The 14,471-nt window shown below is 71.4% G+C and carries 13 protein-coding genes and 1 tRNA gene; 10 read left to right on the top strand and 4 right to left on the bottom strand.

All coding sequences use genetic code 11. The annotated features are described in order from the left end of the window. Positions 1-84: 84 nt before the first annotated feature. Positions 85-1,626, bottom strand: a complete 1,542-nt coding sequence (locus QNO26_RS08895) for a YhgE/Pip domain-containing protein (RefSeq protein WP_257530406.1) — start codon at positions 1,624-1,626, stop codon at positions 85-87. On the opposite strand from QNO26_RS08895, the gene QNO26_RS14470 reads away from it, so the two are divergent. Genes QNO26_RS14470 through QNO26_RS08875 form a run of 5 tightly spaced genes read left to right on the top strand, consistent with a single transcriptional unit; the run spans position 1,547 to position 6,111 of the window. Further along, positions 1,547-1,921: an OapA N-terminal domain-containing protein gene (locus QNO26_RS14470; RefSeq protein WP_350310490.1), complete on the top strand. Its 375-nt coding sequence runs from the start codon at positions 1,547-1,549 to the stop codon at positions 1,919-1,921. The genes QNO26_RS08895 and QNO26_RS14470 overlap by 80 nt on opposite strands. Before the next feature lie 29 nt (positions 1,922-1,950). Further along, on the top strand, positions 1,951-2,736 hold the full coding sequence (locus QNO26_RS08890; RefSeq protein WP_257530408.1) for a DeoR/GlpR family DNA-binding transcription regulator: 786 nt from the start codon (positions 1,951-1,953) through the stop codon (positions 2,734-2,736). Next, complete coding sequence (locus tag QNO26_RS08885) at positions 2,733-3,683, top strand: 1-phosphofructokinase family hexose kinase (RefSeq protein ID WP_257530409.1); 951 nt, start codon at positions 2,733-2,735, stop codon at positions 3,681-3,683. The genes QNO26_RS08890 and QNO26_RS08885 overlap by 4 nt, the downstream gene beginning before the upstream one ends. Positions 3,684-3,710: 27 nt before the next feature. Beyond that, positions 3,711-5,822 (top strand): PTS fructose transporter subunit IIABC, encoded by a 2,112-nt coding sequence (locus QNO26_RS08880; RefSeq protein WP_257530411.1) that lies wholly within the window; start codon positions 3,711-3,713, stop codon positions 5,820-5,822. A gap of 19 nt (positions 5,823-5,841) precedes the next feature. After that, complete coding sequence (locus QNO26_RS08875) at positions 5,842-6,111, top strand: HPr family phosphocarrier protein (protein ID WP_191717675.1); 270 nt, start codon at positions 5,842-5,844, stop codon at positions 6,109-6,111. A 99-nt stretch (positions 6,112-6,210) separates the two neighbouring features. On the opposite strand, the gene QNO26_RS08870 is transcribed toward QNO26_RS08875, so the two are convergent. Further along, complete coding sequence (locus QNO26_RS08870) at positions 6,211-6,849, bottom strand: MBL fold metallo-hydrolase (RefSeq protein ID WP_257530415.1); 639 nt, start codon at positions 6,847-6,849, stop codon at positions 6,211-6,213. A 98-nt stretch (positions 6,850-6,947) separates the two neighbouring features. Here QNO26_RS08870 and QNO26_RS08865 point away from each other — a divergent pair. Then, positions 6,948-7,020 (top strand) — tRNA-Glu (locus QNO26_RS08865). A 130-nt stretch (positions 7,021-7,150) separates the two neighbouring features. After that, complete coding sequence (locus tag QNO26_RS08860; RefSeq protein WP_257530417.1) at positions 7,151-9,049, top strand: heavy metal translocating P-type ATPase; 1,899 nt, start codon at positions 7,151-7,153, stop codon at positions 9,047-9,049. 138 nt (positions 9,050-9,187) lie between these two features. Here the strand turns inward: QNO26_RS08860 and QNO26_RS08855 are convergent, their stop codons facing one another. After that, a complete protein-coding gene (locus QNO26_RS08855) occupies positions 9,188-10,366 on the bottom strand; it encodes a DUF4349 domain-containing protein (protein ID WP_257530419.1) in 1,179 nt (392 codons plus the stop codon). Beyond that, positions 10,363-10,821, bottom strand: a complete 459-nt coding sequence (locus QNO26_RS08850) for an RNA polymerase sigma factor (protein WP_257638460.1) — start codon at positions 10,819-10,821, stop codon at positions 10,363-10,365. The genes QNO26_RS08855 and QNO26_RS08850 overlap by 4 nt, the downstream gene beginning before the upstream one ends. Positions 10,822-11,139: 318 nt before the next feature. Here QNO26_RS08850 and QNO26_RS08845 point away from each other — a divergent pair, with 318 nt between their 5' ends. From QNO26_RS08845 to leuD, 3 genes are all read left to right on the top strand, one after another. Then, positions 11,140-12,249 carry a TerC family protein gene (locus tag QNO26_RS08845; protein WP_257530423.1) on the top strand — a complete coding sequence of 370 codons (1,110 nt, stop codon included), beginning with the start codon at positions 11,140-11,142 and terminating at the stop codon, positions 12,247-12,249. 157 nt (positions 12,250-12,406) lie between these two features. Next, positions 12,407-13,861: a 3-isopropylmalate dehydratase large subunit gene (gene leuC, locus QNO26_RS08840; protein ID WP_257530425.1), complete on the top strand. Its 1,455-nt coding sequence runs from the start codon at positions 12,407-12,409 to the stop codon at positions 13,859-13,861. A gap of 1 nt (position 13,862) precedes the next feature. After that, the gene (leuD, locus tag QNO26_RS08835; RefSeq protein ID WP_257530427.1) at positions 13,863-14,459 is read left to right on the top strand and encodes a 3-isopropylmalate dehydratase small subunit; all 597 of its coding nucleotides are present in this window, start codon (positions 13,863-13,865) and stop codon (positions 14,457-14,459) included. Positions 14,460-14,471 lie beyond the last annotated feature (12 nt).

Genomic DNA, 14,471 nt, shown 5'->3' with positions numbered 1-14,471 from the left:
GGGCGCCCCGAATCGGGCACCCGCCGGTCGACGGTCAGCTCCTCCCGGGGTGCCGGCGCATGCGGGCCGGCACCCCGGGACGGGTTACGCGGTCGCGGTCATGCGACCGCGGTAGGTGAGGCGGTGCCCGACCCAGAAGCCGAGGGCGACGAGGCCCGCCAGGCCGATGCCGAGCACCCAGGGCATGAGGCCAGGCACGGCGCCCGAGGCTCCGGCGTGCAGCTCGTCGCTGCCGGCGGCGAGCCGCCCGTTGCCGTCGGCGAGTGCGCCCGCGCCGGTGGTGAGCTCGGCGCTGCCCGACGCCAGCGACTGGGCACCGTCCGCCACCGCGGTGGAACCGTCGGCAAGCGTCGTGACGCCCTCGACGAGGCTTCCTGCGCCCGTGGCGAGCGTGTCCGTGCCGGTCGCAAGGTTTCCTGCACCGGCGAGCAGACGATCGGCTCCCGTCCACAGGTTCTGCGTGCCGGCATCCAGCGTTGCGGCGCCTGAGGCGAGGGTGCCGGTTCCGGTAGCGAGGGCGGAGGCGCCGTCGGCGAGGGTGCGGACGCCCGCCGCAAGAGTGTCCGCGCCGGCGCTGACCCGCGCGCTCCCCGTAGCCAGAGCGGCGGCACCCGCGTGCAGCTGGTCGATTCCCGCGTTCAGCTTCGTCGCACCCGCACTGACCCGACCCGCGCCGACCGAGAGTCGCTCTGCGCCGGTCGCCAGCGCGGGCGCACCGCGCTCGATGTGGGCGAGGTCGGCCGTGCCCGGGAAGCGTGTTGCCGAGTCTCCGTTGACCAGGAGATGTGCCGTGCCCGCAACGCCTGTGGCTCGTGCGTCGGCGGTCCCGATCTCGGTGAGCAGGGCGGTGAGTGTGCTGTTGATGGCCGCCGGGTCGCTCGGGCTGGCCGCGAGCAGCGTGGCCAGCTCGTTCGCGAGCGTCTTCGCGCTGCCGACGTTGCCACGGAGCGGGGTCGACACGTCCAGAATCCCCTGGGCATAGGACTGGGCACCGACGACGGCGGCGGCGAGGTCCTTGCTCTTCGCTGCCAGGTCTCCGGCTCCGACTGCGGCCTCTGCCGCGCCCACCTGCAGTTCCTCGCTGCCGGCCACGGCATCCGCCGCGCCGTTGAACAGGCGCTGGGCGCCCGTCTCGAGGTCGTCCGCGCCCGTGGCGAGGGTGTTCGCCCCGACGGCGGCGTCGCCGGCCCCTGCCTGCAGACGAGCGGCCCCGGCCGCGGCGTTCGCGGCACCGGAGGCGACTCGGGAGGCGCCGGAGGCGGCGGTGGCGGCGCCGGTCGACAGCGACGACGCACCGTCGGCGAGGGTCGTGGCGCCCTCTGCCGCCGAGGTCGCGCCGTCGGCGAGCGACTTCGCGCCGGCGGCGGCGCGGGCCGCACCCGCATCGAGCTCTGAGGCGCCGTCGGCCAGCGTGCGCGCGCCCTGCGAAAGCGTCGTCGCGCCTTCGCTCAGCTGACGCGAACCGTCGTCGGCCTGCGATGCGCCGGATGCCAGCTGCATCGCGCCGTCGCTGAGCTTGTTGACCGTGACGAGGTAGAGCACGGTCATGGCGGCCAGGAGGAAGGCCAGGACCGCGACGCTGATGCGCAGCCCCAGGCCATGGGTGTGCTGTGAGGTTCTCGACATTGAGACTCCGGGTGTGTGCGCCTGCAGGACAGGCGGGACGAAGGACGACCGACACTGGTTCGCCCGTAAGGGTGGCCCGAACGTAGCAGTGCGGTGTCGCACGCGAACTCCATCTGTGAGGATCTGCACGCTGGGACTAAGTTCCACAGATGCCGGGACTCAGTTGCTTAGAGGAAATGTACAAACCTCGCCGCGTGTCGCGGATGGGACCGTGCGGAGCCGTCCAGAGATGTCCAGCAAACTCCCACATAAACACAGATGGATGCTCTTGTTACTGTCTGTGGTTGTGTTGTAACGTGTGGCCAGCCCCTCGAAAGGACCGCCGTGTACGCGATGGAACGCCACCAGCTCATCGAGCGAATGGTCTCGCAGGACGGCCGTGTCGCCGTGGTCGATCTCGCGGAGCGCTTCGGCGTGACCACCGAGACGGTGCGGCGCGACCTCGACCAGCTCGAGCGGGCAGGTGCCCTGCGGCGGGTGCACGGCGGCGCGGTCGCCCGCGAGCGGATGAGCCTGGCCGAGCCGTCACTCGCCGAGCGGGCGTCCGTCCGAGGTGCGGCGAAGCAGGAGATCGCGGAACGCGCGCTCGACGTGCTGGGCGACGGGTTCCGTGGCTCGATCTACCTCGACGCAGGCACCACCACCGCCGCGCTGGCTGCTCTCCTGCCCACCCGGCTGGCCGAGACCGACGGCACCGCCGAGGTCGTCACCCACGCGATGACCATCGCCGCCGTGCTCGCCGGCTCACCCCGTCTCTCGCTCACCGTCATCGGCGGTCGGGTGCGCGGCCTGACAGGGGCCGCTGTCGGTTCCCACACCGTGCGCGCCGTAGAAGGGCTGCGGCCCGATGTCGCCTTCATCGGCACCAACGGGATCTCCGCCGGGTTCGGGCTCAGCACGCCCGACCCCGAGGAGGCGGCCGTCAAGCGGGCGATCGTTCAGAGCGCGCGCCGCGTGGTCGTCGTCAGCGATGCCCAGAAGTTCGACGCCGAGCTGCTGGTCGCCTTCGCCGGTCTGGACGACATCGACGTGGTCGTAGCCGACCGAACCCCCGGCGCCGCGCTCGGCGCGGCGCTGGAGGAAGCGGGAACGGAGGTGTGGACCGCATGATCGTCACACTCACCGCCAATCCCTCATTGGACCGCACCGTCGAGCTCGCCGCCCCGCTCGAGGTCGGGGGCGTGCAGGTCGCACGGGGCGCTCGGGAGGATGCCGGCGGCAAGGGCATCAACGTCTCGCGGGTGGCCGCGGCATCCGATGTGCCCACTCTGGCGCTGCTGCCGCTGGCGGCCGACGACCCGTTCGCGGTCGCGCTCCACGGCACCGGGATCCCCGTCGTCACGGTGCCCGTCGTCGGTCATGCCCGCGCGAACATCACGATCACCGACCCGGAGGGCGAGACCACCAAGGTGAACCTCCGCGGCGCCTCGCTCCGTGACGACGAGCGCGCGGCCGTGGTCGACGCGGTCGTCGAGGCCACGGCGGGCGCGCAGTGGCTCGTGCTGGCGGGATCGCTTCCCCCCGGGGTTCCCGACGACTTCTACGTGGAGGTCATCGACGCCGTTCGGCGGCGCTGGGCTGATGCCGCACCCCGCATCGCCGTCGACACCTCGGGGCCGGCGCTGGCCGCGGTCGTGGCGCACGGTCGGCCCGATCTCATCAAGCCGAACGAGCACGAGCTCGCCGACCTCGCCGGCATCGCCCTGGACCCCGAGGCCGATCTCGTCACCGCCGTGCTGCCGGTCGCCCGGCGACTGGTCCCGGAGCGGGTCGGCGCGGCGCTGGTGACGCTCGGCGGCGACGGTGCGGTGCTCGTCACCGGCGAAGGGGCATGGGCGGGGCGGCCGCCGCGCATCCGCGTGCACTCCACGGTCGGCGCCGGCGACAGCTCGCTGGCGGGCTATCTCATCGCCGACTCCCGCGGCGCCGAACCCGGCGAGCGGCTGCGCAGCTCGATCCGCTACGGCGCCGCCGCCGCCTCCCTGCCGGGCACGCAAGCGCCCCGGCCCTCCGACCTTCCCACCGGCGAGGTGCCGGTGCGGACCATCGACGACTGACCCACCTTCCGACCCTTGGAGGTCATCATGACCGATACCATCACCGCCGACCTCGTCAGCCTCGACGAACCGCTGGGCGACGACAAGCGCGCCGTCATCCAAGCCCTCGCCGCGCGTGTCGCGGCGCAGGGACGCGCGACCGACCCCGACGCCCTCGCGGCCGACGCGTGGGCCCGTGAGCAGAAGGACGAGACCGGGCTTCCCGGCGGCATCGCCATCCCGCACGCCAAGAGCGCCGCGGTGACGCAGGCATCGCTGGCATTCGCCCGGCTGAACCCGGGCGTGCCGTTCGGCGCCCCCGACGGTCCCGCCGATCTGGTGTTCCTCATCGCCGCGCCCGAAGGGGCGGCAGAGGCGCACCTGGCCGTGCTGTCCAAGCTCGCCCGTTCGCTGATGCAGGAGGACTTCACCTCGGCGCTGCGATCCGCCGCCAGCGCGGAGGACGTGGTGCACATCGTGCGTCGTGCGATCGGGGAGGAGGCCGCTGAGGAGCCGACACCGGTCGCCGCGTCTGCAGCAGCGTCGTCGACGGCCGCCCCGGCGACCGCTCCCCAGGCGGAGGGCGCCGTTCCCCCCGCCCCGCAGAACTCCGGTGTCGCGCCCGAGCTCACCGTCGACGGGCGGCCCGCCCGCATCGTCGCGGTCACCGCGTGCGCCACAGGCATCGCCCACACCTTCATGGCGGCCGACGCGCTCAGCGCCGCCGGAAAGAAGACCGGCATCGACCTCGTCGTCGAGCCGCAGGGCTCCAGCGGCTACAAAGCACTGCCCAAGGACGTCATCGACAACGCCGACGCGGTCATCTTCGCGACCGACGTCGACGTGCGCGAGCCGCAGCGGTTCGCCGGCAAGCCCGTGGTGCGCTCCGGCGTGAAGCGCGGCATCGAGCAGCCGGTGCAGATGATCGAAGAGGCCGTCGCCGCGGCGAAGGATCCGAACGCCTCCCGCGTTTCGAGCGCCGCCGCCTCCTCCTCTTCCTCAGACAGCGGCTCCGCCGAGCGCCCCGGCGCCGGCGCCAGCATCCAGCGGTGGCTGCTGACCGGCGTCAGCTACATGATCCCGTTCGTCGCCGGCGGCGGTCTGCTGATGGCCCTCGGGTTCCTCCTCGGCGGGTACGAGGTCAGCAACGACGCGGCGAACGTGATCATCGCCAACTCGCTGTGGGAGCTTCCCGCGGGGGGTCTCGGGCAGTATCTGGGCTCGGTCTTCTTCATGATCGGCAACACGTCGATGAGCTTCCTCGTCGCCGCGCTGGCCGGCTACATCGCCTTCGCGATCGCCGACCGGCCGGGTATCGCGCCGGGTTTCGTCGCCGGTGCGGTGGCGGTGCTCATGAACGCGGGCTTCATCGGCGGTATCGTCGGCGGTCTGCTCGCCGGTGGTGTGGCGTGGTGGCTCGGGCGTCTCGACGCTCCGCGCTGGCTGCGCGGCCTCATGCCGGTGGTGATCATCCCGCTGCTCGGCTCGATCGTGGCATCCGGACTGATGGTGCTGTTCCTCGGCCGGCCGATCGCGTGGCTGATGGAGCAGATGACCAACGGCCTCAACGATCTCGCCGCCACCGGTCTCATCGTGGTGGTGGGCGTCATCGTCGGTCTCATGATGTGCTTCGACCTCGGCGGACCGGTGAACAAGGTGGCGTACGCGTTCGCCGTCGCCGGCCTCGGCACCGCGTCGGCGACGAACACCACGCCGTACCTGATCATGGCCGCCGTGATGTGTGCGGGCATGGTTCCGCCGCTGGCCATGGCGCTGGCGTCGACCGTGCTGGCGCGCAACCTGTTCACCCCGGTCGAGCGGGAGAACGGCAAGGCGGCCTGGCTGCTGGGCGCGTCGTTCATCTCCGAGGGAGCCATTCCGTTCGCGGCGGCCGACCCGCTGCGGGTCATCCCCGCCACGATGGTCGGCGGTGCCGTCACCGGTGCCCTGAGCATGCTCTTCGCGGTGGAGTCGCGGGCCCCGCACGGCGGTATCTTCGTCTTCTTCGCCATCGACCCCATCTGGGGGTTCCTGGTCGCCCTGGCGGCAGGTACCGTCGTGAGTGCGCTCATCGTCGTGGCCCTCAAGAAGTGGGTCGCGCCGAAGGAGTACGCCGAGGCCGAGGCTGCTCCTGCCGCCCGGGTCCCGGCGACCGTTTGACACCCACAAGGAGGACCCCATGGCAGAACGCCAGGCCACGATCGCCAGCAGCTCCGGACTGCACGCCCGCCCCGCGAAGCTCTTCGTGCAGGCGGTGCAGGAGAAGAGCGTCCCGGTCACCATCGCGGTCGAGGGCGGACCGGACCTCAACGCCGGCAGCATCCTGTCGCTCATGGGTCTGGGCGCCTCGCACGGCACCGTCGTGACGCTGAAGGCAGAGGGTGACGGCGCCGAGCAGGCGCTGGACGAGCTCGTCCAGCTGCTGGAGACGGATCTCGACGCGCAGTGATGTCTCACTGACACCGGCTCGCGCCGGACATGCGGATGCCGCGGGGGAGACCCCGCGGCATCCGTCGTCTACGGGCGGTGCGTCAGCCGCCCGTGGCTGTCACAGGTCGGCGGTGCCGCCTGGATCGAGCTCGAGGAACTCGCCGCCACCCTGCTCCGTCGCCCACTGCAGTCGGGCGCGGCCCATCTGCAGACCGATGCGGGAGAGGGTCATGTCGTGCGTGCCGAAGGCGCGGTGCGGCTTCACCGCCAGGACGAAATCCATCGCCTCGCCGATCTTGAGCCACGGCGCACCGACGGGCGCTGCCAGCAGCCGAACGTCGGCGCCCTTCGGCACGGCGTACGAATCGCCCGGGTAGTAGAACTCGTCGTCCACCATCACCCCCACGTTGTCGATGACCGGGATCGACTCGTGGATCACCGCGTGGCGGCCGCCGTGGAAGGTCAGGCGGAACGGCTCGACCGTGACGGTGTCGCCGGGGGAGACGACGGTGATGTCGTAGCCCGGAGCGGCGGCCGCCACCCCCTGCGGGGCCAGGATGGGCGTTCCCGGAGCGTCGGCCAGCAGCCGGTCCAGGTGGTCGGGGGTCCAGTGGTCGGGGTGCTCGTGCGTCAGCACGATCGCGACGAGGTCGCGCACGTCGGTGAGGGGGAGCGTGAAGGAGCCCGGGTCGATGATGAGGGTCTTCCCGTCGCGCTCGAGGCGGAGGCAGGCGTGTTCGTGCTTGGTCACTCGCATGCAGGCAGTCAACCGTGCGACACGCCCGGGGGCAACGGGGCGCGCCTCGATTTGGCCGGGACATTCAGTCCGTGGCATACTTTAACGGTTGTCGAAACGGCCCCATCGTATAGCGGCCTAGTACGCCGCCCTCTCACGGCGGTAACGCGGGTTCGAATCCCGCTGGGGTCACAACACCCAGAACCCCCCGGTCACCGCCGGGGGGTTCTGTCGTCTCCGGCTGCAGGCGACTCCTCCCCGCGCGGGTTTTCCACGGGTGTGCGCACTGGCGGCCGGTGCACGCGCGGAGCATGCTGACGGCATGACGTTGCGAACGGTGGGACGGTACGGCGCGATCGTGCTCTCCGTCGTGGCGCTCGGGGTCGTGCTGGCGCTGGCCGCGGGCGGCGCGGACGGCGCGGCCCGTGTCGTCGCGACCGTCTATGTGGCCGCCTTCGTCGTCTTCACCCTCGTGCGCATGGTGCGCGACGTGCTGCAGGGCCACGTGGGACTGGACATCCTCGCCGTCGTCGCCATGGTGGCGACCCTCGCGGTGGGGGAGTACGTCGCCTCGCTCATCATCGTGCTGATGCTCTCCGGCGGCGAGGCGCTCGAGGAGTTCGCCGCACGTCGCGCGCAGCGGGACCTGACGGCGCTGCTGGACCGGTCGCCGCGGACGGCGCACATCGTCACGGGCGCGGCCGGGACCGATGGCGAGCAACTACGGGACGTCCCGGTCGACGACGTGGAGATCGGCGATCTGCTTGTCGTTCGTCCCTCGGAGGTCGTCCCCGTCGACGGCGTGGTGGTGGGGGATGCCGGCACGTTCGACGAATCCTCGCTCACCGGCGAGAGCCTTCCGGTCACCCGTGCCGACGGCGAGGAGGTGTACTCCGGCGCCGTCAACGGCACGCGGGCGGTGCGGCTGCGGGCCGTGCGGCGCAGCGCCGACAGTCAGTACCAGCAGATCGTGGCGCTCGTGGAGGCGGCGCAGACCTCGCGGGCGCCCATCGTGCGCCTCGCGGACCGGTTCGCCGTGCCGTTCACCGCGGTGTCGCTGGTGCTCGCGGGAACCGCGTGGGCGCTGTCGGGCGACTCGACCCGCTTCGCAGAGGTCCTGGTGCTCGCGACCCCGTGCCCGCTGCTGCTGGCGGCGCCGATCGCGTTCCTCGGCGGGCTGTCGCGCGCCGCGAAGTCCGGGATCATCGTGAAGGGCGGGGCGCAGATCGAACGGCTCGCCCGGGTGCGCTCGGTGTGCTTCGACAAGACCGGCACGCTCACCGCGGGGCGCCCGGAGCTGGTCGACGTGCTCCCGGCGCCGGGATTCACCGCGGACGAGGTGCTGCAGCTGGCCGCTTCGGCGGAGCAGTACTCCTCGCACGTGCTCGCCGAGGGCATCCGCGCCGCCGCCGACGCCCGCGGGCTGGCCCTGCTCCCCGCCCAGGAGGCCAGCGAGGTCGCGACCAACGGCGTGTCCGCGGTGCTGGCGGGTCGCCAGGTCGCCGTGGGCAAGGCCGCGTTCGTGGCCGGCGTCGCCGGGGCGGTGGAGCGCCCGCAGCTGCAACCCGGCCAGGTGGCGGCGTACGTCGCCGTCGACGGCCGGTTCGCCGGCGCCCTGCTGCTCGCCGACGCGGCACGGGAGGAGTCGCGCGACGTCGTGGCGTGGCTGCGCACGCACGGCATCGAGCGCGTGGCGATGCTGACGGGGGACGCCGCGCCGACCGCGGAGGCGATCGCGCACCGGCTGGGGATCGACGAGGTGCACGCCGACCTGCTGCCGCCCGAGAAGGTGCACCTCGTCGCCTCGTTCACCCCGCGTCCGACGATGATGGTCGGCGACGGCATCAACGATGCCCCGGCGCTCGCGGCATCCGACATCGGCGTCGCGATGGGGGCGCGCGGCGCGACGGCGGCGGGGGATGCCGCGGACGTGGTCATCACCGTCGACTCGCTGGCGCGCGTGGCGGAGGCGGTCGTCATCGGCCGCCACACGCTGCGCGTCGCGCTCACCGCCATCTGGATCGGCATCGGCTTGAGCGTCGCACTGATGATCGTCGCGATGACGGGGGTGATCCCCGCCGTCGTCGGTGCACTCGTGCAGGAACTGGTCGACCTCGCGACGATCCTCTACGCCCTCCGCGCCCTGCGCGCCCCCGCCTCCGGCATACCGGCATCCTCCGACGCCCCGACGCCCACCGCCGCCCCGCCCCGCGCACCGTGAGACTGCATCTGGCGGATGAGACCGTGGGTAATGACCGCGGTCTCGTCCGCCAGATGCTGTCTCAGCGCTCAGCGCTCAGCGCTCAGCGCTCAGCGCTCAGCGCTCGGCGCTCGGCGCTCGGCGCTCAGCGCTCAGCGCTCAGCGCTCGGCGGAGGGTGGGGTGGGGGAACGCCGGCGGAGCACAGCGCGACGGATGAGCCACACCGCGACGGCGGCCACCCCGATGACGGCCAGCCACGGCAGCAGGAAGCCCAGCGCGAGCACGAGGCCGTTCAGCGCGGCCACGAGGCCGTTCCACCCCGCCAGCACGCCGTCGGTGAACCCCGCCGGGTCGGCTTCGACGCGCTCGGCGGGGGTCACGATGCTGACCGTCAGCGACGACAGCGAGACCTGGGCGTCGAGGTATTCCAGCTGGCCCCGCAGCGACTCCAGCTCCGCCTGGCGCTCGGCGAGCGCGTCCTCCGCGGCGATCAGATCCGCCAGCGACCCCGACTCGGTCAACAGCGCGGTGAGGCGCTCCACCGACGCCTCGGCGGATGCCACCCGCGCGCGCAGGTCCACCGCCTCGGTCGTGACGTCCTGACGCGACACGCGGGATGCCGTGACCTCGCCGAGCTCGTCGAGGCCCTCCATCGTGGCGGTCAGCTCCGCCGCAGGCACCCGCACCGTGATCCAGGTGTCCGACACGACCGGCAGGTACGGGTCGGAGTACCGTGCGACATCGCCGTACTCGTCGACGTACCCGCCGTCGGACTCCATGACGGAACCGGCGCGGCCCACGCTGAGCGATTCCACGAAGCCGCCGGAGGCCTCGGCCCCGGCGGAGATCGCCGCGAGCGCGTCGGCGGCGGCCCTCGCGCCCGAGCCGACCTCGAGCGTCGCCGAGGCAGTCGCGATCACCTCGCGCCCCTGAGCGGCCTCGCCCGCGGCGCCGGCGGCGTCGTCGCGCGCGACCTCCGCGCTGTCGTCGACCGCACCGGGAGCGGGCATGACCGCATCGCTCTCGGTCGTCGTCGACCAGGCGCCGTCGATCGCCCCGCTGTCCGCGGCCGAGTCGCCCCGCAGCAGACCGGTCACGCCCGGTGCGATCACCGCGGCCACGATCACGACGGCCGCCGCGGCTCCGCCGGCGACCAGCCAGCTTCGCCGGCGCTGCGCGGCCGTGCGTCCGCCTGCGGCGGGGCGAACGCCCGCCTCTACGCGGGGTTCGCCGTGGATCCGCGCGAACAGGTCCTCCTCCATGCGTGCCACCGTCGCGTCATCCAGGGTGGGCAGGCCCGGGGCGGCATCCGTCCCGGGGGGTGTCGTGGGGGTCATGCGCTCTCCGTTCCCAGTTCGGTCCGCAGTCTCATGCGAATGCGGGAGAGACGGTTGCGCACGACGCCGTGACCGACGCCCAGCTGCTGCGCCGCGGCCTGGTAGGCGTGTCCCTCGGCAGCGCAGAGCCGGAAGATCTCCCGGTCGAGCGCCGACATCCCGGCCACCGCGCCGACGATGCGCTCGGCGAGGTCGCGGCCGATCACCAGCTCCGTGACGTCGACCGTGTCCGGAAGCGTCTCGTCGACCGTGCCGGCGGCACGCTCGCGGTCGCGACGCAGTCGTCGCACGCGGTTCGCGCACTGGAAGCGGCAGATCGTCACGAGCCACGGCAGCAGCGAGTCGCCGGCCAGCTGCAGCTCGGGGAGCTTGCGCCAGGCCGTGAGGAAGGTCTCCTGCGTGACGTCTTCGGCGTCGGCCACACTGCCCACCAGGCCGTGCGCGAGCCAGTACACCGGCCGCACATAGGCGCGGTAGAGCGCGCGGAACGCCTCTTCCGACCCCCCCTGCGGCGGCGGCCACCAGCGCCGCGTCGTCGCGTTCGTCGCCCATGCGCACCCTCTCGTCTCTCACCGGTTCAGTGTCGGCCGTGCGCCGATCGTCTCAGATGGGGGATGCCGGATGCGACACGGCTGTATCCTTGTGCGAACGAGAGGGAGTATCCCGTCCTCGCGCCTCCGTCATCACGGGCCCCGATCGAGTGGCCCCGGGTGCGCGCCGCATTCTGCGGGGGAGAGACTTTCGGCATCCACCGCACCCTCCGAAAGGCTTCCATGGGCTTCGAGATCCCCCTTTGGTTCGAGATCAGCGCGTTCGTCGTGCTGCTCACGATCCTCATCGCCGATCTGCTGCTGATCATCAAGCGGCCGCACATCCCCTCGACGAAGGAGTCCACCCTCTGGGTCGTCTTCTACGTCGCGCTGGCGATCGTGTTCGCATTCATCCTGTTCGGCGTCACGGGAAGCCCCGATGTCACCGGGCAGTTCGTCGCCGGCTGGCTGACCGAGTACAGCCTGTCGATCGACAACCTCTTCGTCTTCGTGCTGATCATGGGTCAGTTCGCCGTCCCGCGGCAGTACCAGCAGAAGGTGCTGATGGTCGGCATCATCATCGCGCTGGTGCTGCGCGGCATCTTCATCCTGCTCGGTGCGGTGATCATCGAGCAGTTCCTGCCGATCTTCTACCTGTTCGGCGCGTTCCTCATCTACACCGCGTGGAAGCAGGCCTTCCCGGGCGGCGACCACGATGACGAGGAGAAGAAGGAGAGCTTCGTCGTGCGGCTGGTCCGCCGGCGCGTGGCCATCAGCGACGAGTACGACGGCGCCAAGGTGCGCACGGTCGTGGACGGCAAGCGCATCTTCACGCCCATGATCATCGTCTTCGTCGCGATCGGAATGACCGACCTGCTCTTCGCGCTGGACTCGATCCCCGCGATCTTCGGCATCACGCAGGACCCGTTCATCGTCTTCACCGCGAACATCTTCGCCCTCATGGGCCTGCGCCAGCTGTACTTCCTGCTGGGCGGCCTGCTCGACCGCTTGAAGTACCTGCACTACGGCATCGCGTTCATCCTCGCCTTCATCGGGGTCAAGCTCATCTTCCACGCGATGCACGAGAACGAGCTCCCGTTCATCAACGGCGGTGAGCACATCGAGTGGGTGCCCGACATCTCCACCTGGATGTCGCTGGGCGTCATCGTCGCCTCGATGACCGTCGCCACCGTCGCGAGCCTCATCGCGTCGTCGCGGGAGCGCAAGGCGGAGACCCCCGTCGACGCCGCCGCCGCCGTGGCGGCCGAGCACCGCACGCCGCCGACGGTCGAGGAGCCGGCGGAACCGGCCGACCCGACGACCGACGAGCGCACGGAGCGCACGGAGCGCTGACACATGACGCGGCGAGCGATCCGCACGGTGCTAATGTGGCCCCGTGCGGATCGCTCGCCTTCTCCTTAGCGGCCGCGACGAGGCCTCGTCCTGAGCCCTTCCTCGTCGCGGAGTCCATGGTGGGCTTGATCCGCTTCGCAAGGAGAGCAGCGCAGTCATGAGCACAGCCGCCCCGTCGATCCCCGACACCCCCCGCACCCTGGCCGAGAAGGTGTGGGACGACCACGTCGTGGTCAAAGGCGAGGACGGTCGACCCGACCTCATCTACATCGACCTGCACCTGGTGCACGAGGTGACGAGCCCGCAGGCCTTCGACGGTCTGCGCGCCGAGGGGCGCCCGGTGCGCCGCCTCGACCTCACCATCGCCACCGAGGACCACAACACCCCGACGCTCGACATCGACAAGCCGATCGCCGACCTCACCAGCCGCACCCAGATCGAGACCCTGCGGCGCAACGCCGCCGAGTTCGGGGTGCGACTGCATCCGCTCGGCGACAAGGAGCAGGGGATCGTGCACGTGGTGGGTCCCCAGCTCGGGCTGACCATGCCGGGCATCACCGTCGTCTGCGGCGACTCGCACACGTCGACCCACGGCGCGTTCGGCGCGATGGCGTTCGGCATCGGCACCAGCGAGGTGGAGCACGTGCTGGCCACCCAGACGCTGCCGCTGAAGCCGTTCAAGACCATGGCGATCACCGTGGAGGGCGAGCTCAAGCCCGGCGTCACGGCGAAGGACATCATCCTCGCCGTCATCGCCAAGATCGGCACCAACGGGGGACAGGGCTACGTGCTCGAGTTCCGCGGCAGCGCGATCCGCTCCCTCTCCATGGAGGGCCGCATGACGATCTGCAACATGTCGATCGAGGCGGGCGCCCGCGCCGGCATGGTCGCTCCCGACGAGACGACGTTCGCCTACCTGAAGGGCCGGCAGCACGCTCCGACCGGCCAGGACTGGGAGGATGCGGTCGCCTACTGGCGCACGCTCCCGAGCGACGAGGGCGCCGTCTACGACGCCGAGGTCTTCCTCGACGCCGATGCCCTCGAGCCGTTCGTGACCTGGGGCACCAACCCTGGTCAGGGCGTGTCGCTCAGTGACGTCGTTCCGGCGCCCGAGGACTTCCCGGACCCGAACGAGCAGGCCGCCGCGCGCCGTGCGCTGGAGTACATGGACCTCGTCCCCGGCACTCCGCTCAAGGAGGTGCCGGTGGATGCCGTCTTCATGGGCTCCTGCACCAACAGCCGCATCGAGGATCTGCGCGCGTTCGCCTCGGTCGTGCAGGGCCGGACGAAGGCCGAGGGAGTGCGCGTCATGGTCGTCCCCGGGTCCGCACGGGTGCGGCTCGAAGCGGAGGCCGAGGGACTGCACCAGATCTTCCTCGATTTCGGCGCCGAGTGGCGCTTCGCCGGCTGCTCGATGTGCCTGGGCATGAACCCCGACCAGCTGGCTCCGGGCGAGCGCTGCGCCTCGACCAGCAACCGCAACTTCGAGGGACGGCAGGGCAAGGGCGGACGCACCCACCTGGTGTCGCCCCTGGTGGCCGCGGCCACCGCCGTGCTGGGTCGCCTCGCGAGCCCCAGCGATCTGCCGGCGTTCGAGTCAGTGGAGGTCTGACATGGAGAAGTTCACCACCCACACCGGTATCGTCGCCCCGCTGACGCGCTCCGCCGTCGACACCGACCAGATCATCCCCGCGGTCTACCTCAAGCGGGTCACGAAGACCGGCTTCGAGGATGCGCTGTTCTCCAGCTGGCGGCAGGACCCCGACTTCGTGCTCAACCAGCCCGCGTACCGCAGCGCATCGATCCTCGTCGCCGGGCCCGACTTCGGCACCGGTTCGAGTCGCGAGCACGCCGTCTGGGCGCTGCGCGACTACGGGTTCCGCGTCGTGCTCAGCCCGCGGTTCGCCGACATCTTCCGCGGCAACGCGGGCAAGCAGGGACTGGTGACGGGCGTCATCGACGAGGCGGGCATCGAGGCGATCTGGGCGGTCGCCCAGGCGCAGCCCGGAGCGACCATGACCGTCGATCTCACGGCGCGAACGGCCACCATCGGTGACCTGGAGCTCGCGTTCGACATCGATGATTACACTAGATGGCGCCTGCTCGAAGGTCTGGATGACATCGGGCTGACGCTGCGCGACGAAGAAGCCATCGCACAGTTCGAAGCCCGCCGCGAGGCGTGGCGCCCACGGACCCTTCCGGTCCGGTAGCTACCAAGTGAG

This window comes from Microbacterium sp. zg-Y1090 (genome assembly GCF_030246945.1).
Taxonomy (GTDB): Bacteria; Actinomycetota; Actinomycetes; order Actinomycetales; family Microbacteriaceae; genus Microbacterium; species Microbacterium wangruii.
The sequence above is the reverse complement of the archived record's forward strand: the minus strand, read 5'-3'. Positions and strand labels throughout refer to the sequence as shown.

Excerpts from the sequence above, each read along its gene's own strand:
- QNO26_RS14470 (WP_350310490.1), top strand. The coding sequence starts at position 1,547 with ATGGCGGCCAGGAGGAAGGCCAGGACCGCGACGCTGATGCGCAGCCCC.
- QNO26_RS08895 (WP_257530406.1), bottom strand. The coding sequence starts at position 1,626 with ATGTCGAGAACCTCACAGCACACCCATGGCCTGGGGCTGCGCATCAGC.
- QNO26_RS08885 (WP_257530409.1), top strand. The coding sequence starts at position 2,733 with ATGATCGTCACACTCACCGCCAATCCCTCATTGGACCGCACCGTCGAG.
- QNO26_RS08880 (WP_257530411.1), top strand. The coding sequence starts at position 3,711 with ATGACCGATACCATCACCGCCGACCTCGTCAGCCTCGACGAACCGCTG.
- QNO26_RS08875 (WP_191717675.1), top strand. The coding sequence starts at position 5,842 with ATGGCAGAACGCCAGGCCACGATCGCCAGCAGCTCCGGACTGCACGCC.
- QNO26_RS08870 (WP_257530415.1), bottom strand. The coding sequence starts at position 6,849 with ATGCGAGTGACCAAGCACGAACACGCCTGCCTCCGCCTCGAGCGCGAC.
- QNO26_RS08860 (WP_257530417.1), top strand. The coding sequence starts at position 7,151 with ATGACGTTGCGAACGGTGGGACGGTACGGCGCGATCGTGCTCTCCGTC.
- QNO26_RS08855 (WP_257530419.1), bottom strand. The coding sequence starts at position 10,366 with ATGACCCCCACGACACCCCCCGGGACGGATGCCGCCCCGGGCCTGCCC.
- QNO26_RS08845 (WP_257530423.1), top strand. The coding sequence starts at position 11,140 with ATGGGCTTCGAGATCCCCCTTTGGTTCGAGATCAGCGCGTTCGTCGTG.
- leuC (WP_257530425.1), top strand. The coding sequence starts at position 12,407 with ATGAGCACAGCCGCCCCGTCGATCCCCGACACCCCCCGCACCCTGGCC.
- leuD (WP_257530427.1), top strand. The coding sequence starts at position 13,863 with ATGGAGAAGTTCACCACCCACACCGGTATCGTCGCCCCGCTGACGCGC.